17 protein-coding genes and 1 riboswitch are annotated in these 20,834 nt (G+C 43.8%); of the genes, 9 read left to right on the forward strand and 8 right to left on the reverse strand.

All coding sequences use genetic code 11. The annotated features are described in order from the left end of the window. Positions 1 to 74: 74 nt before the first annotated feature. Positions 75 to 213: riboswitch (FMN riboswitch) on the reverse strand. A 194-nt stretch (positions 214 to 407) separates the two neighbouring features. Together IGI72_RS16960 and IGI72_RS16965 are read right to left on the reverse strand one after the other, a co-directional pair. Further along, entirely contained in the window at positions 408 to 3,056 is a 2,649-nt protein-coding gene (locus tag IGI72_RS16960) for an HAD-IC family P-type ATPase (RefSeq protein WP_438754871.1), read from the reverse strand. A gap of 341 nt (positions 3,057 to 3,397) precedes the next feature. Further along, on the reverse strand, positions 3,398 to 4,033 hold the full coding sequence (locus IGI72_RS16965; RefSeq protein ID WP_438754873.1) for an NAD(P)H-binding protein: 636 nt from the start codon (positions 4,031 to 4,033) through the stop codon (positions 3,398 to 3,400). Between the two features lie 599 nt (positions 4,034 to 4,632). On the opposite strand from IGI72_RS16965, the gene IGI72_RS16970 reads away from it, so the two are divergent. From IGI72_RS16970 to IGI72_RS16985, 4 genes are all read left to right on the forward strand, one after another. Further along, positions 4,633 to 5,634, forward strand: coding sequence for a bile acid:sodium symporter family protein (locus IGI72_RS16970; RefSeq protein ID WP_438754875.1), 1,002 nt, complete (start codon positions 4,633 to 4,635; stop codon positions 5,632 to 5,634). After that, positions 5,570 to 6,670: an iron-containing alcohol dehydrogenase family protein gene (locus IGI72_RS16975; protein ID WP_017144437.1), complete on the forward strand. Its 1,101-nt coding sequence runs from the start codon at positions 5,570 to 5,572 to the stop codon at positions 6,668 to 6,670. The genes IGI72_RS16970 and IGI72_RS16975 overlap by 65 nt, the downstream gene beginning before the upstream one ends. Positions 6,671 to 6,840: 170 nt before the next feature. After that, positions 6,841 to 8,724, forward strand: a complete 1,884-nt coding sequence (locus tag IGI72_RS16980) for a glycosyltransferase family 2 protein (RefSeq protein ID WP_128487678.1) — start codon at positions 6,841 to 6,843, stop codon at positions 8,722 to 8,724. A gap of 351 nt (positions 8,725 to 9,075) precedes the next feature. After that, on the forward strand, positions 9,076 to 9,825 hold the full coding sequence (locus IGI72_RS16985; protein WP_438754878.1) for a SagB/ThcOx family dehydrogenase: 750 nt from the start codon (positions 9,076 to 9,078) through the stop codon (positions 9,823 to 9,825). Between the two features lie 142 nt (positions 9,826 to 9,967). On the opposite strand, the gene IGI72_RS16990 is transcribed toward IGI72_RS16985, so the two are convergent. Beyond that, the gene (locus IGI72_RS16990; protein WP_005230594.1) at positions 9,968 to 10,405 is read right to left on the reverse strand and encodes a MerR family transcriptional regulator; all 438 of its coding nucleotides are present in this window, start codon (positions 10,403 to 10,405) and stop codon (positions 9,968 to 9,970) included. A gap of 165 nt (positions 10,406 to 10,570) precedes the next feature. On the opposite strand from IGI72_RS16990, the gene IGI72_RS16995 reads away from it, so the two are divergent. Continuing rightward, a complete protein-coding gene (locus IGI72_RS16995; protein WP_438754880.1) occupies positions 10,571 to 11,311 on the forward strand; it encodes an SDR family oxidoreductase in 741 nt (246 codons plus the stop codon). 368 nt (positions 11,312 to 11,679) lie between these two features. Beyond that, positions 11,680 to 11,886 carry a hypothetical protein gene (locus IGI72_RS17000; protein WP_005230591.1) on the forward strand — a complete coding sequence of 69 codons (207 nt, stop codon included), beginning with the start codon at positions 11,680 to 11,682 and terminating at the stop codon, positions 11,884 to 11,886. A 65-nt stretch (positions 11,887 to 11,951) separates the two neighbouring features. Here the strand turns inward: IGI72_RS17000 and IGI72_RS17005 are convergent, their stop codons facing one another. From IGI72_RS17005 to IGI72_RS17025, 5 genes are all read right to left on the reverse strand, one after another. Further along, a complete protein-coding gene (locus IGI72_RS17005) occupies positions 11,952 to 13,268 on the reverse strand; it encodes an MATE family efflux transporter (RefSeq protein ID WP_438754882.1) in 1,317 nt (438 codons plus the stop codon). Positions 13,269 to 13,598: 330 nt separating this feature from the next. Continuing rightward, positions 13,599 to 13,859: a metal-sensitive transcriptional regulator gene (locus IGI72_RS17010; RefSeq protein WP_005230585.1), complete on the reverse strand. Its 261-nt coding sequence runs from the start codon at positions 13,857 to 13,859 to the stop codon at positions 13,599 to 13,601. Next, complete coding sequence (locus IGI72_RS17015) at positions 13,856 to 14,155, reverse strand: rhodanese-like domain-containing protein (protein ID WP_010748942.1); 300 nt, start codon at positions 14,153 to 14,155, stop codon at positions 13,856 to 13,858. Before IGI72_RS17015 ends, IGI72_RS17010 begins: the two co-directional genes overlap by 4 nt. Next, entirely contained in the window at positions 14,148 to 15,806 is a 1,659-nt protein-coding gene (locus tag IGI72_RS17020; protein WP_438754884.1) for an FAD-dependent oxidoreductase, read from the reverse strand. Before IGI72_RS17020 ends, IGI72_RS17015 begins: the two co-directional genes overlap by 8 nt. A gap of 2 nt (positions 15,807 to 15,808) precedes the next feature. Further along, positions 15,809 to 16,123 (reverse strand): rhodanese-like domain-containing protein, encoded by a 315-nt coding sequence (locus IGI72_RS17025; RefSeq protein ID WP_010748940.1) that lies wholly within the window; start codon positions 16,121 to 16,123, stop codon positions 15,809 to 15,811. Positions 16,124 to 16,548: 425 nt separating this feature from the next. Here IGI72_RS17025 and IGI72_RS17030 point away from each other — a divergent pair, with 425 nt between their 5' ends. From IGI72_RS17030 to IGI72_RS17040, 3 genes are all read left to right on the forward strand, one after another. Continuing rightward, entirely contained in the window at positions 16,549 to 17,022 is a 474-nt protein-coding gene (locus IGI72_RS17030) for a DUF3955 domain-containing protein (RefSeq protein WP_438754886.1), read from the forward strand. Positions 17,023 to 17,226: 204 nt separating this feature from the next. Next, a complete protein-coding gene (locus IGI72_RS17035) occupies positions 17,227 to 19,308 on the forward strand; it encodes a beta-glucosidase (protein ID WP_438754888.1) in 2,082 nt (693 codons plus the stop codon). A gap of 11 nt (positions 19,309 to 19,319) precedes the next feature. Beyond that, positions 19,320 to 20,504, forward strand: a complete 1,185-nt coding sequence (locus tag IGI72_RS17040) for a PTS transporter subunit EIIC (RefSeq protein WP_289230088.1) — start codon at positions 19,320 to 19,322, stop codon at positions 20,502 to 20,504. The last annotated feature ends 330 nt before the right edge of the window (positions 20,505 to 20,834 follow it).

The raw sequence follows: 20,834 nt of genomic DNA on the forward strand, positions 1-20,834 counted from the left end.
ATCTCACGAGGCATAGACAAACAAGACCGGCAAAAAATCAATTTTAGACGCACTGCGCCCCTTGAAATTTTGTGGTTTTTCTTCTCCCATCCAGACTTTCACTGTCGGTGCCAGATTTACACTGGCTCCACCGCATAGCTATGCGGGTCACGGACTTCAAGCATTACGCTTGTCACCGTCGGTCGGGAATTACACCCTGCCCCGAAGAATACTATTCAATTCATGTGCATTTTAGCCCGACCATTTTTGTTTGTCAATAGGCCTGATTACAAGCCAATAGGAATTCCTCTTGGCTTTTTCTTTTGGCAACCCCAAAGCAGCGACAGCAGAAATCCCTTGTCGTTCCGCCACTTTCCTAAGCTGCAGCAAGGCGATTTTGCCTGTAAAAAAACACGAGAAAACCTAGGTTAAATATTTTTTCTCGAACGAAGCCATTTATCAAACTCCGTCACGAGTAAGACGACCATTCCAGAAGCTGCTGAGATGACCCAGCCGATCAAGGACATGTCCTCCGTATGAAAGGCGCTTTGCATAAATGGAACATAGGTCAATAACAGTTGCAGAACTAGCATCACACCAATGATCACGAACGCTTTTGGATTGGTGAAGGAAGCTTTAGAAAACGCTGGTGCACTGGTACGGATGTTGAATAAATAGAAAATCTTACTTAAGACCACGATATTGACCATCATGGTACTAGCAACGGCTTCGCTTACGCCTTGCAGCAAGAGCCAGTCATGGGCGATCAAACTGATGACTGCCATCAAGATCGATACATACGCCATCTGCCAAATATCGTGACGATTCAACAATTTATTGCCTGTCTTTCGCGGCTTGCGGCTCATGATCCCAGACTCTGCTGGTTCAAAGATAAACGCAAACTGGATCGTAATAGCAGAAACCATGTTGATCCACAGCAGTTGTGTCGCCTGCAGCGGCAATTCTTTTTGCATCATGATCGTAAAGGCAATGATCAGCCCTTCGGCAAAAGATGTCGGCAACAGAAACAGAATGCTCTTTTTGATGTTGTCATAGATCCTGCGTCCTTCGCGAATCGCTAAGGACATGGTACCGAAATTGTCATCGGTCAAGATCATATCAGCAGAATCTTTGGCTACATCCGTGCCGCTGATCCCCATCGCTACACCGATATCCGCCCGCTTCAACGCAGGGGCATCGTTAACGCCGTCCCCTGTCATCGCCGTGACTTTGCCTTTGGCTTGTAGCGCTTTGATAATGTCCAATTTATTTTTCGGTGTGGTTCGTGCAAAGACTTGATTCGTCAAGGCAGCATCTTGAAATTCGGCTTCACTCATCTGATCCAACTCGGCACCAGTCACGACGTGAATCTCATCCGCTAAGCCAAGCTTTTCCCCAATCGCTTTGGCGGTCAGAGGATGATCGCCAGTGATCATTTTCACTTGAACACCGGCTTGGTTCATTTCCTTCAGGGAGGCAATCACTTCTTCTCGCGGCGGATCGATGATCCCAGCGATTCCCAGTAATTGCAGCCCTTGCTCAAAAATCGTTTCGTCAATGTGATCGATCGAAACTTTCTGATAGCCCACCGCTACCACTCGTTTGCCTTCTGCCGACAAGCGGCGGACATGGCCTGTCCAATAGGCTTCATCAAAAGGCGCCGCTTGTTTTTGCACCATTTCAAACAATTTGTCTGGGGAGCCTTTAACAAATAGCAAGCGTTCCCCCGCAGGGTTTGCCACTAGTTTCGCCATGTAGCGGTTGTCCGAATCAAAGGGCAGCATATCCAGCTCTTGGTAAGCAGGTGCTTGCGGATAGGCAAACTGCTTATGATACAGCGTCAAAAAGGAGCCGTCTGTTGGTTCCCCATTGATCGTCCAGTGATTTCCTTCTGGGACCAGTACCGTATCGTTGGCTTCGTAACCAGCTTCCAAAAACAACTGCAAGGTGTCTTGCGCGTGGACGTCCTCCTGCTTTGGACGAATCACGCCCACCGGCGCATAGCCGTCACCCGTCACTTCATATTCCTGCTCAGCCAATACGATGTCTTTGACCGTCATTTCGTTTTTGGTCAGGGTACCTGTTTTATCCGTCGCGATCACATCCACTGAGCCTAGCGTTTCAACCGCTGGCAGCGTTTTGATGATGGTGTGCTTGTTTTTTGCCATGTCGCTGACACCCATCGCCAAAACCACCGAGGTCGTTGCTGGCAATCCTTCTGGGATCGAGCCGACGATCATGGTGACAACGGCTAAGGATAAGACAGAGATCGCATAGGTTTGCTGGAACAAGCTGACGACAAATAGCAAGACCGCCACGCCCATGATCACATAGGTGATGCCTTTCCCCAGTCCATCGATCTCTTTCATCAACGGCGTTTTTCGTTCTTCCGTTTGATTGACTTCAGCTGAGATTTTCCCGATTTCAGTCGTGACGCCAGTAGCGATCACGATCCCTTTCCCGCTTCCTGACGTCACGGAAGTCGAAGCAAACGCCAAATTCCGTTGTTCCGCTAATGGAGTTGCTTCATCCATTAAGGCATCTGTTATTTTTTCCACCGAATCGGCTTCACCAGTCAAGGCGGATTCTTGGATACGCAAGTTGTCGGCTTCGATGATTCGCAGATCTGCGGGCACATTGTCACCAGCTTCTAGGAATACGACATCCCCTGGAACGACTTCGGCAGCTGGAATATCTTGACGAATCCCATTCCGATAGACCGTGGCTTCTGCTGATAGCATCTCTTTGATCCGTTCTAATGCATCGGAAGCATTCGCTTCTTGGTAATAACCGATCAACGCATTGACCAGCACGACGATGCCAATGATCACGGCATCGGAGAAATGCCCCATCAGCAGCGTTAAGATGGCAGAGAAAATCAAAATGTAGATGATCGTGTTATGGAATTGTCGCAGCAGCAACCGCCACTTGGCGGTTTTTTTGACCGCTAATTGGTTCAATCCGTAGGTTTCTAACCGCTCGGTTACTTGCGCCTCAGTCAACCCTTGATCGATTGACGGCACCTGATACTGTTCGATTGTTTCTGACACTGATAACTGAAACTCTTTTTTATTCATTTTTTTCTTCTTCCTTTTCTTTTTCATTGATGGATAACACAAATAAGCCCCTTATTTAGAAACTGCTCCTAAATAACGCGCTGTTGTTTGTCTCCTATTCAATTAAAAAGTAAGGCAAGTCAAAATAGTGTTTCTGCTCACCGTCACTCGAGTCGCTTGACATTCGTTTACCACCCCCTCTAAAGTTAGCAATAAGCGTAACAAACTATTTTTCCAAAGTCAAGAGTCACCGCTTTCAAAAATGAAAAGTGGCTGGCTTCTTCACAAAAAAAAGCCGCACGCCAACGATTCATTGCCGTACAGCTCCTTCAGTACATTCTCTTCAAGCCCAAAGGCTCGCCTTAAAGCTGATCCAGTGCCTCGCTGATGGGGGTTTCCCCAGCTTGGACTTTGATGACTTTTTGATAAGTTGCTGGACGTTCCAGCATTTCACCTAACAAGACGGCGACATCCTCGATGGGGATCGCACCAGAGGTCGTTTCACTGATCTCGATCAAACTAGAACCTGGTGTTTCTTTCAACGCACCCGGCTGCAAAATCGTATAGTCTAGTGCAGTGTTGTCGATCAGCCAGCGATCAGAGAAAAATTTGGCGATCGTGTAATCCATCAATGACGCCACGCCTTCACTTTGCCACTGTTCAGGCTCTAAGGCATAGGCTGAGCTAAGGTGGATGTAGCGCTTGATTCCTTTTGCTTCAGCGGCTTGCATCACTTTGACCGCACCATACAGATCAGATTGCAGCAAGTCTTTGCCTCGGGAACCCGCCACGAAGTATACCGCTTCCGCATCTGCGAATTTCGCCGCCATCTCTTCCGGTTCCGTGTGTAAATCAAAGAACACGGGCTTGATCGTCTCCGTTTCTGTGATTTTCTCACTGCTGCGCGCACCAGCATAAACGATGTGTCCTTGTTTTTCTAGAAAGGTGATCAATTTTTGGCCTACTCGTCCAGTAGCACCAACGACAAAAATTTTCATTTTCTTTGCTCCTCTCGTTTCTTTTTCCAACTCTTGCTAGTATCATCGTAGGACAAAAACCAAGATCCAACAACTATTCTGTTTCTAAACGAAGGGGAAAAAAGCACAGCACAACCCAATTCTTGCTGTTTTTCCCCATAGAAACCCATGTTTTTTAAAAAACACCCAAAAAAATGAAAAAAATTTTCTCAAACGATTGACAAAGCGTTGACTCTTTTGTAGACTAGGTAGAAATAATTTAAATATTTAGAAAATTCAAAATAAAGAAAAGGACGGTGGCGTATATGACCCGCACCAATGTTAGCAAACGAATTATTTTATTATTATAGTCGGGACTGTTTGATTTTATACATTCAAAGAGTCCCTATTCACATTGCATCCAAAAAGAAGAACAGCTTCTTGAGATGGAGTGTTTTTTTATACTCATTTTCAAGAAAGCGGCCTTTTGCAAGCTGACACCTTGATGTCAGATAGATCCAAAACGCTCGTTGACCAACTGCTGCCGATTCCCCGCGGTTATGCACTGCACTTATTCTAAAGACCCCTTCTGTTTGGACACTTGATTGGTCAAGCAGAAAAAGGAAGGATGATTTTTTATTATGAAAACCGTCAACACGATCGCTGCTTTTGTAAACAAGTATTTGATCTACATCATGATTTTATTGATGATCGTCTCTTATTTTTTCCCGCAACCCTTCTTATGGATTCCGCCTCGTACAACGATTCTTTTGAGCATCATCATGTTTTGTATGGGGATGACTCTAAACGTTGCTGCGTTTAAAATGGTCGTCTTACAGCCCAAAGCATTCATCTTAGGGGTGCTTTTCCAGTTCACCATCAGCCCTTTGGTGGCTTACAGCTTAGCGCAGCTGTTTGGTCTTTCTTCTGGTTTGATCATCGGTTTTGTCTTACTAGGCTGCGTTTCTGGCGGAACCGCCAGCAATGTCATGACCTTCATCGGCAAAGGCGATGTCGCCCTCACCGTTTCCATGACCACGGTATCAACCTTGTTAGCGACCGTCGTTACACCCTTTTTGGTTTATGTCTTAGCTGGTCAGTACACCGAGATCTCCTTCTGGGAAATGCTCTTGTCTGTCTTGCAGATGGTGCTTTTGCCGATCATTTTAGGGGTGATCGTCCACAAACTCATTGCCAAGCACATCGAGCGATTTCTGCAATCATTTGTGTTGATTTCTTCCGTCAGTATCTTATTGATCGTTGCAGGAACTGTCGCTCGCAACGGCGCCGTCATCGTCCAATCTGGCTTGATCGTGATTTTCTTAGTCTTGCTCCATAACTTGATCGGCTACGGCGCAGGCTATGGTCTGAGCCGTGTGATGGGCGTCAGTGCCACCCAAGCCAAATCCATCATGTTTCAATTAGGAATGAAAAATACTGGCCTAGCGATCTCGTTAGCCAATGCCCACTTTGCCGCCATTGCTGCAGCCGTTACCCCTGCCGCAGTCGGCATGGTGATCCATCAAATTACCGGACCAATTTTAGCCAATCTCGTGGCCAAGAAAGAAGGAGAAAAGTATGAGTCAAAGTATCTTTTTGCCAAACTACACAATCGGGGCGGACGCCTACGAAAAAGTAAATGACATCGTAAAACCATACGGCACCAATGCCGTGATCATCGGCGGAAAAACCGCCCTTGAAAAAGCCGAAGACAAGATCAAAGCCGCGTTAACGTCAGCAGTCCAAGTGACGGATACCTTGTGGTACGGCGGCAACTCGACCTATGAAAACGTCGATCAGCTGTTCGCTACTCCAAGTGTCCAAGCCGCCGATGTTCTATTCGCCGTTGGTGGCGGCCGCGTCTGCGATACCGTCAAAGTGGTTGGGGAAAAAGCTGGCAAACCAGTCTTCACCTTCCCAACGATTGGCTCCAACTGCTCACCAGTCACCGCGGTTTGTGTCATCTATAAAGAAAACGGCGAGATGCAAGGGTTGTTTTTCCCTTCGCAACCGCCGACCCATGCCTTTATCGACAGTGAGATCATCGCCCAAGCCCCCGACAAGTACTTATGGGCAGGAATCGGCGATGCCCTCTCCAAAGAGATCGAATCGACATTTTCAGCGCGGGGCGATCAGCTAGATTACACCGATGGGTTAGGCATCCAAATCGGCAAAATGTGTACGGAACGCTTATTGCAATACGGCACACAAGCCTTGAAAGACAGTGCCGCCAATCAGCCGTCTTATGCCATTGAGCAAGTCGTCTTGGATATCATCGTGACCACCGGCTTAGTTTCCGTCTTAGTCATCAATGATTACAACTCCGCCCTTGCTCATTCCTTTTACTACGGAACGACCGTTTTGGAAAAAATGGAAGACTATTTACACGGCGCATCCGTTAGTTACGGCGTTTTGGCCTTGTTGCAGCTCGATCAGCAAGATGCCCTCTTCCAGCGCATCTACGCCTTTATGAAGGAAAACAAACTGCCGGTTTGCCTAGCGGATATGGGCCTTAACGACACCAGCGATCTTGAGGCAATCTTAGACAAAGCAATGACCACCAATGACATCGTCCACGTGCCTTATGAGATCACGCGAGAAATGTTTAAACAGGCAATCCTAGACGTGGAAGCCTATCATGCCAAACAAAACCAAGCAGCATTGGCAGCTGCCAATTAAATGAAACCCTCCAGCAATTCGTTGTTGGAGGGTTTTTGTATGTCCTTTTTTCGCTTCTTCGTACTTGTCCTCCTTCTTCTTTCTTACATGTTAAAAAACATGCAATCGTTTGCTTTGATTTATTTTTAAAAACTTATTACTATTTTAGTATAACAAAGGAGGAGATCGGTTTGGAATTGGTTTATTTATCTGGGTTGTTTTTGGTCATTTTCTTGTTGTATTTTCTGGCAAAGAAAAATAATCGCATCAAACAGTTGTTTTCGAAGATCACGATTGCTTTTCTGCTTATTTACTTGGTTTGGCGTTTGTTTTTCACGATCCCTATGGATAGTTCTGCTTCACTAGTATTTGGGATCATTCTCTATATTGCGGAAGTCATTGGTTTGTTTGTCTATGGCTTTTTTGTTTACCTTTTTTCCAATAAGCTCTCAAAAGAATACCGCTACGAGGGGGATGAAGCAGAAGAATTCTTGCCAAGTGTCGCCGCTTTTATTTGTACTTACAATGAAGACATCAAGCTGGTGATCGCCACCGCACTAGCTGTCAAAGCCTTGAAATACCCCAACAAAAAAATCTATATCTGCGATGATGGCCATCGAGAGGAACTAAAAGAAATGGCCGAGCGAATGAACCTCGGCTATTTGACCCGCGAAGGAAATGCCAATGCTAAAGCTGGGAATATCAACTATGCCTTGTCCCAAACCAGCAGTGACTTGATTTTGCTTCTGGATGCTGACTTTATCGTCAAAAAGAACATTATTTTTGAAGCTGTCGACTATTTCCGCAATCCTAAAGTTGCATTGGTGCAATATCCACAAACATTTTATAACAAAGATCCTTTTCAATTACTGCGCAAATCCATGTACAACGAACAGGAATTATTCATGCGCTTTCTAGAACCCGCACTTTCTCGTGAGAATGCTTTGATCCATATCGGTACCAATGCCATCATTCGTCGCAGTGCCCTTGAAGAGATCGGCGGCGTTCCTACCAGCAGTATCACCGAAGATATGGCGACCGGGATGCTTTTACAAGACGCCGGCTATGAAACGATTTTTATCAATAAAGCCTATGCCTTGGGGATCACTCCTTACACTGCCAAAGAGCTGACCTCACAACGGACTCGGTGGGCGCAAGGAACGAAACAAATTTTTGACCACTTCAAACCACGCCGCTTAAAAGGATTGTCGTTCATGCAAAAACTTTGTTATTACAACTCCTATTTGTATTGGTTTACCTCTTTCCAAAAAATCATCTTTTTATTGGCACCAACCTTATTTATGGTTTTTGATATCTTTATCGTCAGAAGCAACAATCACCAATTGTTGCTGTTCTTTTTACCGCCTTTCATTATGATTTCCCTGTCGTTTCGGCTGTATGTCCCTAAGATCAGGAACCTGACAAGCTCCCACATCTATGATTGCTTTGTCGCTCCTATCCACACTGGGGCATTGATCAAAGAATTTATGAAATCACAGAAAAAATTCAACGTGACCAAAAAAGAGATCGTCGGCAGCAACGCCTTTGATTGGCGGACCGTCTTGCCCCACATCATCCTCTTTACTTGGATTTCCTTTGCCTGTCTGGTGGCTGGGTATCGTTTGTACCGAGGAGAAGGCTATGAATTCGGCTATATCGTGACCTTGGTTTGGTCGCTCTATAACCTCTATGGCTTGTTTTATGCCATTTTGATCGGGAAAAACCGTTTTATCGAAAGTGATAGTGAAGCCTTGAGTATCGCCATCAATCGTCAGCTTTCTTATGATGCGAAGACGTTCGAAATGTATCAAATGAGTTTCAACGGCTTCCGTATCCGTACTCATCCCGAGCAACTATTCGTACCAGGCGAAAGTTATACCTTTTATGATGACAAACACCGCTTCACCATCAATTCGATCTGCCTGGAGGATCATGGCACCTATGTGACTTTTGCCTTCAACAATCTAACACCGCAATCTGCTGAAGAGCTTGCCAGCTACTATAGCGACCAGCTCAATGCTGCCAAACAGTTGGAATTTGATATGGAGGAAGAAGTCGCAGAAATGAATAGTTAGCCCCGCCCCCTTTGTCGCAAGAGACAAAGGGGCTTTATTGATTCCAGAAAGCTCCTTAAAGGGCAGTTCTCCATCTTCTGATGATTCTCTTCCTTTAGATAACACTCTGGCATTTGCTGCATCCTTCTCCAATGATCATTGATGGAAAGAGCCAGAACAGAATCTTGATGATGTCTCGATGGCAAATACTTTTTAAGCCTTTAGAAAATATTAAAAAGTCTGCTTTTCCTATGACCTGATTGAGCTGATACGCTTGTCACTGCTCACCCGTTTGTGAATAAAAACGCATGAAAAAGCAATCCTTGTTATACTTATAAATAACACGAAGTCCTTAGAAAAGGAGGAACCCTCATGACCCGTTACAAACGATTTCGCTTTGTTCATTTAGGCGCTCTTTTGGTGTTGGGCTTACTCCTCACTGGCTGCAGTGCGGATACGGCACCAATTGAAGAACAACCGACTACCAACACCGCCACTTCTTCTGAATCAGCAGTTTCCTATGAAACCTTTCCATTGCCGCAACCAATCTTAGACGGGGAAACCAGTGTGGCGGAAGCTCTCTTCGAGCGGCGCTCGCAACGGGATTTTCTAGACACTGAGGTAACACAAGAACAGCTGGCACAGCTTTTATGGGCCGCTGCCGGTGTCACTACAGAAGATGGTCGCCGGACAGCGCCTTCGGCTGGTGCCTTGTATCCCTTAGATCTCTATGTCGTAATCACACAGGTAACGGGGCTTGAGCCAGGGCTTTATCTGTATCAACCTGAGCAACATGTCTTAGCAAAAGTTCTTGCCGGCGATTTTCGGACCGCACTGGCGGAAGGTTCGTTGGACCAGCCAGCGATTCAACGGGCACCTGCCACATTGCTTTATACAGTGGTTTATGAACGACTGATCGAGCGCTATGGGGACCGAGGAATCGAACGCTATGCCTATATCGAAGTCGGTCATTCCGCCCAAAACGTCCTTTTGCAAGCCCAAGCGTTAGGCTTAGGTGCTGTGCCGATCGGCGCCTTCACGGATCATGAACTCACAGAGCTGCTGCAGCTGCCACCGGAAAATGAACCCCGCTATTTGATTCCTGTAGGCGTTATTGAGTAACACTGCCGACGAACAAAACCCAATTTTCATGGGACTGCCGAACTGCCGTTAGAAAATGGCAACTGGCAAGGTTGATTTTCCCAGAAAAACTAGTAGAATCGAAAAACCACCTGCAAAAACAGCAGGTGGTTTTTCGATGGGCTTACAGTTTGTATGCTCGGACTTCTTCTGGTATTTCTTCTAGCGGCAACTCTTTCACCACCGCTTCGGTGCCTGCTGCCATCGCGGTATCGTAGTACCAACATTTGTATTTGATCGTATTCATGGTTTCTTGCAAGGCTGCCATTTGCTTTGTGACTTCTTCCAGACGTTCATGAAACAGCTGCTGCCGTTTCTGCAAAGACGCATCGCCTTCCTCGCCCCAATCCAAGAAATTCTTGATGTCTTTGATAGGCATGCCAGTATTCTTCAAACAATCGATCACTTTGATCGTCGCTACTTCTTTTTCTGAAAACACCCGAATGCCGCCATTACTGCGGGCCAGCTTCGGAAACATCCCTTCTCGATCGTAATAACGCAGAGTCGAGATGGGGATATTAGTCGTTTGTGATACTTCGCCAATCGAGTAACTCACTTGCATCGCTCCTAAAAAAAATTTTGTTTATTGCTTGACCTAAACCTAACTTCAAGTTCTACAATTAAAATACACCGCAAGCACTGTATTGTCAATCACCTATCGTTTCACAGGTTCACCATTGGCAGTAGCAGGATTCGCTGAAAAAATCATTCATTGGAGGAAATACAAATGACAGAAATCAAAGAAAAAGTTATCGTAATTATGGGAGCATCTTCAGGAATTGGGGAAGCAACTGCCGTTAAACTAGCCGAGCAAGGGGCAAAAGTAGTGATCGCTGCCCGCCGTGAAGAGCGCATCAAAGCACTGGCTGAAAAATTAGGAGAAAATGTCTTGTATCAAACAGCTGATGTCACCAATCGCGAACAAGTCCAACAAGTCATTGATTTAGCCATGACCTCCTTTGGTCGGATTGATGTCCTTTTCAATAATGCTGGCATCATGCCTCAAGGAAACTTGGCAGAGTTGAACTATGACAGCTGGCAAAAAATGCTGGATATCAATATCATGGGGGTATTGAACGGAATCGGCGCTGTGCTGCCCATCATGCAAAAACAGCAAGACGGTTTGATCATCGCCACTGACTCAGTTGCCGGACATGTCATTTACCCAGGTTCTGCCGTGTACAACGGGACAAAGTTTGCAGTTCGTGCAATCATGGAAGGCTTGCGACAAGAAGAACGTGAACATGGCATTCGCTCTACCATCGTCTCTCCAGGAATGGTCTCCACGGAATTGTTTGAAACCGTCGGCAATGCTCAACTAGAAGCAGCCTTGAAAGAAACCTCTCGCGTAGAAGGCAACAGCCTAACGCCAGAAGATGTAGCAAATGCAGTGGTTTATGCCATTCAACAGCCCAAACATGTGGCGATCAGCGAAGTCTTGCTGCGCCCAGCAAAACAACCCGTTTAAGCTACTTCTACTAATCTATGAAACCTGCGACTGCTTCAGGCTGGTCGCAGGTTTTTTTGTCGTCAAATCCCACCGTTTTCCAGGACAAAATTGCTTGATTTTCTTGTAACACCCGCTTGTCCAAAGAATGTAAACCAATGGTTGCTTTATGTAAACGACTAGGTTCTGTTGCTTCGGGGGAAATTTTTTTATACTTAGTACAAAGCTTCCGTATAAAAACGACCAATCAGAAACAAACCGGACGTTCTCCTCATGAACGATGAATAGCCAAGCAAGCGCGCAGCCCTACCTTCACCGTTGACTTGCAAGTACTGCCTTAGCTGTCCTCTTTTTAGTACTTGCTTTTTATAAAAGAATGGAGTGTGTATATGAATGTAAAACAGCTACTCATTATTGCCGAGCAACGAAGAAACATTACGAATCAAAAATTGACCTATGCCGAAAATTTCTTGGCTGCCGGCTACTCTGCTGCCGAATTGCTGGCAGACGAAACCTTTCTTGAATTAGAGCGAAGGGAAACCCAACTGATTGCAGAACGCAACGCCATTTTTTACGAAGAAGTCAGCCACAATTAATCCCCCTGTCCAATTGTAGGCGACGAAAAAGCGAAGGCTCAGCAGCACCTTCGCTTTTTTAACCCTCAAAGGCGTCCTTTGCCCTGAGGATCACGCTGCTTGATCGTCCAATAAAACAGCCCTGCAAAGAAACCACCGAGAATCAGGAAATTCATGCCGTATAGACAGTATAGGAAGAAAAAGTTCAGCTGCCCACTACTCCAAAAGCCCATGATTCCCATTAAAACCAGACTGTTGACGCATCCTGTCAACACACAAACCGTGCGACTGCACTCCAAGCTTTGTAATAGGTATTTTGTGATTTCATATAACGGACTGACGAGCATTATCCCCAGCATAATTGGCAGAATAGCTGGCAACAAGTCTAAAACAGCGACATCTGTAGTAAACAACTGAAAAAAAGCGGGACGAAAGACCCAGATCAGACTGGCGATTCCAACATAAGCCACAAAAGAAGAAGCGAAGGCACTTTTCCCCACTGCTAAAATCTTCTGACGGTTTTTCTGTCCATTCGCCTCACTAGCAAAGACGGTCACTGCGTTGCCATACATCAAAGCAGGCAAACGTGCGATCATCAATCCTTGGCTGCCGATCGCATAGGCTGCCAACGTACTGACACCCAATCGTGAGACGAAAGCTTCAAAAGCAATAATAAAGACTAAACCCTCAAAACATTCCTGAATCATTAAGGGGACCGCTTTTTTCAATAAAAAGGTGCGTTTTCGTGGTCTTTGTTTCAGCCCCCTGGCTAGACTTTCTCGTAAAAGAACCCCATAAATCCCCAGCAAGCACAAAGTCGCAAGCATATTTGCGATGCCACTGCCTAAGACCCCCATTGCGGGAAAACCGAGATTGCCGTTGATCAATAGATAGCTAAGCAACACCTGTACCAACGCACTAATAATGGAAACACCGAGGATGTAGTTCGTTTTCTTTTCAATTTTTAAAAGGCTAGTAAAAACAAACGTGACTAACGTAAGTAAAATATAGGGAGACATGATTGCAAGATACAATGTTGCGGTCCTTAGCAGCTCCCCACTAAATCCGTAAATAACCTGCAAAATGCCGCGTCCAAAAAGCAGGAAAATCAGGAAAAAGCTCACGCCGATCGCGACTACTAGAAAAAGAACCGAGGACAGATAATCATTTAACTGCGTCTCTTCTCTTTGTCCGACTGCCTTTGCGCCATAAATATTAAAAGCCAGACCAATCGCACCTAAGATACCCGCAAAAGCATAAAGAAACCCGTCGATCAGTGCGATCGCCGCCAATGCTTCCGTGGATCTTCTTGAAATAATCGCTAATGAAACTTGCGCAATAATGATTTGAAACAAATTGGAAGCAATCAAAGGCAATGTAAAAGACTGTATTTTTTTGTTCAAGAAGCTCTCCTCTCTCATTCGTCATAACTGCGTAACACCCACTCGCTTATTGTGATTTTAGTCACAAGAAAAGCGATCGTTGGTCGCTACATATACTCAACGACCCATCGGGCGTTTTGACGTTTCTCCCTCCATTTAACCATACAGCCTTCTCGGTGTATATTCCTTCATAATTAAAAAACAAAACATACCGACAATTTCCGCTTGTTTCCTCTATTGGTGTCGACAAGCAATCACTGATAAATAATAAAAAGGTTCAGAAGAACTTGGTGCTCTTCTGAACCTTTTGAACGGGATGATAAAAACGCGACAAACCTTTCAAAAATCCCGTTATTTCTTCACGATCAGCTGAACGGCTTGATCGATTTTCTGCTTTTGGGTTTCCGTGTCGCTGTCTGGATTTTCCAAACAATTTTTCAAATTTTCAGCGACAATGATCCCCATAATACGGTTAACACTGGAACTGACGGCGGACAATTGCGTGATGACATCGACGCATTCTTTCTCGTCTTCGATCATTTTTTGAATCCCCCGCAACTGGCCTTCGGTTCGTTTTAACCGATTCAAGATATCTTTGTTGCATGCGGTCATCGTTTGATTTCTCCTCTCCATGCTGACATGCCGCCGAGGACATTGGTCACTTGAAACCCTTGCTGGCTCAAAAACTCAGATGCCATTTGCGAACGAGCCCCTGAATGACAGATGACATAGTAGTTTTTATCCTTCTCTAAGTCGCTGATTTGTTCTGTCAGTTCGCTCAACGGTAGGTTTTGTGCTGTTTTGATGTGTCCTTGTGCAAACTCATCGACTTCTCTGACATCAAGGATCTCAAGTGGTTCACGTTTTTCTTTTTGGGCAAATTCCTCCATAGATATTGCTTTAATCATGAATAATCATCTCCGGCTTAATAGTATTATACAACGAAAAGGCACCATCGAGGTTTTGACAATTGATGCCCGCTTGTTTTAAGATGCGTTCGGCAATGTAGCTTCTCAATCCGCTATGACACGTAACGACATACGAAACGCTTGGATCCAATTCAGACAACCGATCCCTCAATTCATCTAACGGAATGTGGAGCGCTTGTTGAAAACGTCCATTATTGGCTAATTCCATCTCTGAACGAACATCCAACAACTGCTTACCGTTTTCTAAGGCATCCGTCAATTCGTGCCACTGAATATTCTCACTGATTCCTTCCGCCAGATTGATCGCTGCATAGCCAAGCATATTCACTGGATCTTTGGCTGAGCCAAAAGGCGGTGCATAGGTGAATTCCAGTTCAGGCAAGTCAAAGATCGTTAAGCCGCCTTTGATCGCTGTTGCCAATATATCGATCCGTTTATCGACTCCTTTGGCACCGATGCCTTGCGCACCGTAGATTTTTCCAGTATCCGCATCAAAAATCAGTTTCAAATAAATATCCGTCGCATCAGGATAATACCCTGCATGGTCTTTGCCTAACAGATGAACCACCTGGGGATTTAGCCCTGCCAGTTTGGCGCTGCGCTCACTCAACCCTGTGGAAGCTGCTGCAAGATCTAATACGCGCACGATCGCAGTCCCGATACTGCCTTTGTTTTTACGAGCCAGTCCTCCCAACACATCAGCTACTTGCCGACCTTGGCGGTTGGCTGGTGACGCCAGGGAGATCAACGTGTCTTCGTTGGTGATTTGTTGTTTCACAACGATGGCATCACCCACCGCGTAAATATCTTTCTTGCTGGTTTGGTATTGCTCATCTACTAGGATACCCCCCCGGTGTCCCAATTCAATACCAGCACGTTTCGCCAAATCCGTTTCTGGTTGAACACCAACCGAAAGAATCGTGACATCTGAAGCCAGGACCGTGCCATCTTCCAGAACGATTTCTTGCCCTGCTTTTTCAAAAGCGGTCGCTGACTGCGAGGTCAAAACTTTGACCCCTTGCTTGATCAATTCATTTTTGATATACGCAGCCATTTCTTCGTCCAAAGGTGGCAATACGTGGGGTGCTTTTTCTACGATCGTTACTTCGAGGCCTTTTTTATGTAAATTTTCAGCGACTTCTAACCCAATAAACCCAGCGCCAATGATCGTCGCTTTTTGAGGCTTTTTGTCTTCAAGATGCGCCATGATTTGGTCTAAGTCAGGAACATTGCGCAAAGAAAAAGCGTTGGTTGCTTCTTCTAGCCCTTTGATCGCTGGTACTAGCGGTTTTGCCCCCGGCGATAAAATCAACGCATCATAAGATTCCGTGAAGACGTGTTCGCCATGTTTGACCGTTACCGTTTTCTCCTCTGGCTCGATCGCCAGTACTTCATGAAAAGGCCGTACATCTAAGTTGAACCGTTTCTTTAATGCTTCAGGTGTTTGGACCAATAGGGCATCTCGCTCTTTGATCTCACCAGAAATGGCATACGGCAGCCCACAATTCGCAAAAGAGACAAAAGGACCTTTTTCAAAAACAATGATCTCCGCTGCTTCTTTAAGCCGACGTAAGCGCGTGGCTGCCGACATTCCCCCTGCTACCCCACCGACAATAACTATTTTTTCCATCATTACTTTCCTCCTTTGGTTGTTCCGCGCCATTGATTCATGCCGCCACGAACGTTGACCACATCAAAACCTTTTTTACTTAGGATTTTGGCTGCTTGTTTGCTTCGCATCCCCGATTGGCAAATGACTGCCAGTTTCTTGTCGCCTTTTTGAGTAAATCCAGCAACCTTATTTAACGGTACATTTTTCGCATAGGCAATGTGCCCGCTGCGGTACTCCGCTGGCGTGCGTACATCCAGAACCGTCCATTCTTTGGCTCCTTCTTTTTGTAAATCTGCTGTTGACATACTTGGTATGCGCTTAAATAGTGAAAACATTTCTTGCTCCTTTCTTATACCCCTCGGGGTATATTAAACAAGATGTTTTGCGATTTGTCAACTAAGTGATTTTCTTTAAGAAAAGAAACTTGCTGTTGCGCTGCTCCCCGCTCGATACTCTCGACAGCTATTAGACATCTACCAATCAAGTAGCGAAAGACCCGTATCACACATTTCCCTCCCCTCGATCACAATGCTATAATAAAAGAAAAGATACATTGTAAAAATAACACACATCAAATCGTTTACTTAGCAGCTGATCGCTTTGATTATTAAAGATGATTGGCTCTCTCCCTAACCAATAGCGGACAAACAAGTGACGCAAGCACCACTTTCCCTTGATTTATCAAGCAGCAAGCCCTGCTTTCTTGGAACCAATGAGGGTTTCGACTATGCTTAAGTCACATCAGCGAAAGGAAGAAAAGATGGAATTTGGCGAAAAAATCAAAGAAGTACGTACGAGAAATAACTTGACCCAAGAACAATTTGCCACTCAACTACACGTGACGAGACAAGCCGTTTCGAACTGGGAAAACAATCGCAATCTACCAGATTTAGAAATGCTGATTGCCATCGCCACGATTTTTGAACTCTCGCTTGATGAATTGATTTTAGGAGGAACTCAAGTGAACAAGATCACTGAAAAACTAATCAAAGACGGCAGCGAGACCCGACGCGCCAAACTCAATTTGATCACGACCTTGATCGGAACATTTTTACTACTATTCGGCTTTGCCTGCTTCTTCATCAAAGCAAGCGCCGTAGAATATATCGATCAATCCGGTATTTTACATGAAAATTTCTACCTGATTCCCGTAGGATTCTTGTTTCTATTGGCTAGTTTCGTAGTATTTACAGGAACCGGGATCAATTATTTTCGAGCTGTTAGGAGAAAATGATTAAGAGCACGACTCTATTGGGTCGTGCTCTTTTTTCTTCAATATTCCAAATTATATCTATTTATTTAATCATAATAACTAAAATTTCCATTGACTTTTTATATTTTATGATTTATATTTCACCTATTAAGTTAGTACGCAAAACTAACTTAATAATGGAAACGGTATCACTAACAGATAAAATGTAACAAGGAAGGAGATCAAATGAAAATTGATGTGAATATGAGAAAAAATCGGCTCCAATATACGGAAGCAGCTGAGAAGATTTTGAAGCAAATGACCCTAAAAGAAAAAGTGCACTTGATGAGCGGCAATATGGTTTTAGCAGATGTAAGAAGGGATATGGCAAATGGGCAGCATTACAACGAATTTCCTTATGAGGCCGGTGGAAATGAACGATTGAATGTTCCCTCCATGAAATTTGTAGACGGTCCTCGCGGTGCAGTAACCGGCAGAGACAAAACAACTTGTTTTCCAGTTTCTATGGCAAGGGGCGCTTCCTTCGACACTGAGTTAGAAAAGCAAATTGGAATAGCGATTGCGAAAGAAATCAAAGATAGTGGTGGGAATTTTTTTGGCGGCGTGTGTATTAATTTACCTTATAATCCCGGTTGGGGGCGCAGTCAAGAAGTCTACGGAGAAGATTCATTCCTTCTCGGTGCGATGGGATCTGCCCTTTCAGAAGGTGTTCAATCTGAAAGTGTGGTTGCTTGCGTCAAGCATTATGCATTTAACAGTATGGAAAATGCTCGTTTTAAAGTCGATGTTCATGCTAGCAAAAGAACAGAACGAGAAATTTATTTATCGCATTTTAAAGATGTTATTGATTCTGGTGCAGCTTCGGTAATGACTTCTTATAATAAATATTTTGGCGAACATACTGGCAATAGTACTTATTTAGTTCGAGATGTACTAAAAAATGAATGGAATTTCGACGGCTTTGTCATTAGTGATTTCGTTAACGGAACGAGAGACACTGTAAAAGCAGCATTGGCAGGATTAGATATTGAAATGCATGTAACAAATCATTACGGAGAAAAATTAGAAAAAGCTGTCGAAGATGGATTAGTACCTGTAGAAACAATTGACGATGCTGCATTAAGAATTATTCGTACCCTACTCGTCTTTGAAGAAGCTAGGAAAAACGATGATTCCAAAGAAACCATTGATTACAAAAAACATATACGTCTAGCTTTAGATGCTGCAGAACAATCGATTACTTTGATAAAAAATGAAAACAACTGTCTTCCTTTAAACGCAAATATTAAAAAAGTTGCTATTTTTGGAAAATTAGCGACTGAAGAAAATACAGGCGATCGTGGTTCTAGTCGAGTTTACCCTCCCTATGTTATCAGTTATTTAGAAGGATTAAAAAAATACTCTCCACACATTCAGGTTATTTATAACGAAGGATCAGATATTGAATTAGCAAAAACGATTGCCAGAGAAGCGGACGCAGCGATTTTTGTTGTTGGATATAATTATGATGATGAAGGTGAATATACTGGTGAAGCAGAAAACAGAGAGGTTCCTGCTGGTGCGATTTTTGACGCTAAAGGCGGTGATCGAAAAGAATCATTAGAACTCCATTCTGAAGATATTTTACTAATAAACCAAGTTGGCCCAGAAAACAATAATTCAGTTGTTGCTTTAGTTGGTGGTAATACAATTATGATTGAAAAATGGAAAAATGCAGTATCTGCGATTCTCTTTACCTACTACACAGGAATGGAAGGTGGCACAGCGCTGGCAAAAATCCTCTTTGGAGAAGCCAATCCGAGTGGAAAACTCCCATTTGTAATCCCTTACAAAGAGAAAGATCTGCCACAGATTGATTGGAATGCAGATCAAATCACCTATGAGTATTACCATGGATATGCGAAGTTGGAAAAGGAAGGAAAAGTGCCTTCGATTCCTTTTGGTTATGGGCTTTCTTATACCAATTTTGATATTTCAAACCATGATTTTACAATAGATAAAAAGCTTTTGACAGCAAAATGTACAGTTGAAAACACAGGGAAACTACCTGGAGCAGAAGTTGTTCAATTATATGTAGGATTTAGTCACTCGCAAATCGATCGTCCCATCAAAGTATTACGCGGGTTCAAGAAAGTGCATCTACTTCCTGGAGAAAAAAAGAATATTACGATTAAATGTCCTATCGAAAAATTGAAATGGTACAATCCTGATTCTGAACAATGGGAGCTAGAAGAAATTCCTTACGAAGTCTATCTAGGAAACAGCAGTTCACCAACAGATTTAATAAAAGAAACTATAACTGTTTAACGGGGGTTAGTATGGAATCCACAGCGAAAAAGAAAAATGGTGTATTAACTAAAATCATCGATATGATCACAGGAATTTTTATGCCAATCGTCCCTGCCATTGCTGGTGCCGGGATGTTAAAAGCCCTGCTTGCAATCATCTCTTTATTAGGAGTCTTGTCAACAGAATCAGAAACCTATATTCTTCTAGAGATGATAAGTGATGCTGCTTTTTACTTCTTACCACTTTTATTAGCAAATTCAGCTGCTAAAACATTTTCCGTCAATCCTTACATTGCTATGGCTATAGCAGGAGCACTTGTTCATCCCACTTTCATAGGCCTGTTGAATAACAGTATAGAGACGGGAAATGCCGTAAGGTTTCTTGCTTTTCCAGTCACAGTTGCCACTTATAGTTCATCCGTTGTACCAATCATTCTTGCAGTTTGGTTTATGTCTTATGTTGAACCTTTTATAGATAAAATTGTTCATAAATCCATCAAACTCATTATGGTACCTCTTCTAACTCTAGCTATTGTTGCGCCAGTAACTTTAGTCTTACTAGGACCATTAGGTGCTCTGATTGGCTCAGGATTAGGAGATATGGTAACTTTTCTGAATGAACATGTAAGTTGGCTGGCACCAACTGTGGTTGGTATTTTGAATCCTCTTTTAGTGATGACTGGTATGCATTATGTATTGATTTCATTGGGCATCAATTCTCTTGCCACGATAGGGATCGATACAGTCGTTGGACCGGGAATGTTGATTTCGAATGTTTCTCAAGGTGCCGCCGCTTTTGCAGTAGCTGTCAAAACAAAAAATAGTTCAGTTAGGCAACTTGCGATTTCCTCAGGTATTTCTGCTCTCTTAGGAATAACTGAACCTGTCCTATACGGCATTAGCTTAAGGTTTAAAAAACCATTGATTTCAGCAATGGTCGGAGGTGGATTGGGTGGTCTGTTTATAGGAGTTATGAATGTTGGACGCTATGCCCAAGTTGCGCCAAGTCTCGTATCACTTCCAAGCTATATTGGCGCGGATGGATTTTCGAATTTTATCTATGCAATCATCGGTTGTATCATTGCTTTTTCCGCATCATTTATTATTCAACTATTCTTAGGAATTGAAGATCCTGAGGAAGAAGCTGCTGCTTCCGAAATAGGAAAGGAAGTTGTACTAGAACCAGATCAAGCAGAAGAAGCCCTAGTAAACTAAGCGAATTTCAATTAAAAATTGTTTCTGATATTGATGAAAAGAGTCGAATTTTTTTATCCTGCTAGAAACTATCTAATAGGCGATTACCTGCTTTTTTTAAGAATAATATTAGCAATACTACTAACTAATCTTACAAGATATATTAAAACAAATACCAACTGATAACCAACAATCGAACCATGTAACAAGATCGCTTCTCAAGTAAATGAATGGAGAAAGCGAATCTGCTCGCAACATGTGCCTCTTGCTAGTGCTTTTGAATAAAAAACCAAACCAATCCTTTTTTTTGACACAAAAAATGTCAGATGATAGCCTTGAAATAGAAGGTTA

The organism is Enterococcus sp. DIV1059_2, from assembly GCF_051713685.1.
GTDB lineage: Bacteria > Bacillota > Bacilli > Lactobacillales > Enterococcaceae > Enterococcus_D > Enterococcus_D casseliflavus.

What these genes read in the sequence shown, in the direction of transcription:
- IGI72_RS16960 (WP_438754871.1), bottom strand. Translation starts at nt 3,056, where the DNA reads ATGAATAAAAAAGAGTTTCAGTTATCAGTGTCAGAAACAATCGAACAG.
- IGI72_RS16965 (WP_438754873.1), bottom strand. Translation starts at nt 4,033, where the DNA reads ATGAAAATTTTTGTCGTTGGTGCTACTGGACGAGTAGGCCAAAAATTG.
- IGI72_RS16970 (WP_438754875.1), top strand. Translation starts at nt 4,633, where the DNA reads ATGAAAACCGTCAACACGATCGCTGCTTTTGTAAACAAGTATTTGATC.
- IGI72_RS16975 (WP_017144437.1), top strand. Translation starts at nt 5,570, where the DNA reads ATGAGTCAAAGTATCTTTTTGCCAAACTACACAATCGGGGCGGACGCC.
- IGI72_RS16985 (WP_438754878.1), top strand. Translation starts at nt 9,076, where the DNA reads ATGACCCGTTACAAACGATTTCGCTTTGTTCATTTAGGCGCTCTTTTG.
- IGI72_RS16990 (WP_005230594.1), bottom strand. Translation starts at nt 10,405, where the DNA reads ATGCAAGTGAGTTACTCGATTGGCGAAGTATCACAAACGACTAATATC.
- IGI72_RS16995 (WP_438754880.1), top strand. Translation starts at nt 10,571, where the DNA reads ATGACAGAAATCAAAGAAAAAGTTATCGTAATTATGGGAGCATCTTCA.
- IGI72_RS17000 (WP_005230591.1), top strand. Translation starts at nt 11,680, where the DNA reads ATGAATGTAAAACAGCTACTCATTATTGCCGAGCAACGAAGAAACATT.
- IGI72_RS17010 (WP_005230585.1), bottom strand. Translation starts at nt 13,859, where the DNA reads ATGACCGCATGCAACAAAGATATCTTGAATCGGTTAAAACGAACCGAA.
- IGI72_RS17015 (WP_010748942.1), bottom strand. Translation starts at nt 14,155, where the DNA reads ATGATTAAAGCAATATCTATGGAGGAATTTGCCCAAAAAGAAAAACGT.
- IGI72_RS17020 (WP_438754884.1), bottom strand. Translation starts at nt 15,806, where the DNA reads ATGGAAAAAATAGTTATTGTCGGTGGGGTAGCAGGGGGAATGTCGGCA.
- IGI72_RS17025 (WP_010748940.1), bottom strand. Translation starts at nt 16,123, where the DNA reads ATGTTTTCACTATTTAAGCGCATACCAAGTATGTCAACAGCAGATTTA.
- IGI72_RS17030 (WP_438754886.1), top strand. Translation starts at nt 16,549, where the DNA reads ATGGAATTTGGCGAAAAAATCAAAGAAGTACGTACGAGAAATAACTTG.
- IGI72_RS17035 (WP_438754888.1), top strand. Translation starts at nt 17,227, where the DNA reads ATGAAAATTGATGTGAATATGAGAAAAAATCGGCTCCAATATACGGAA.
- IGI72_RS17040 (WP_289230088.1), top strand. Translation starts at nt 19,320, where the DNA reads ATGGAATCCACAGCGAAAAAGAAAAATGGTGTATTAACTAAAATCATC.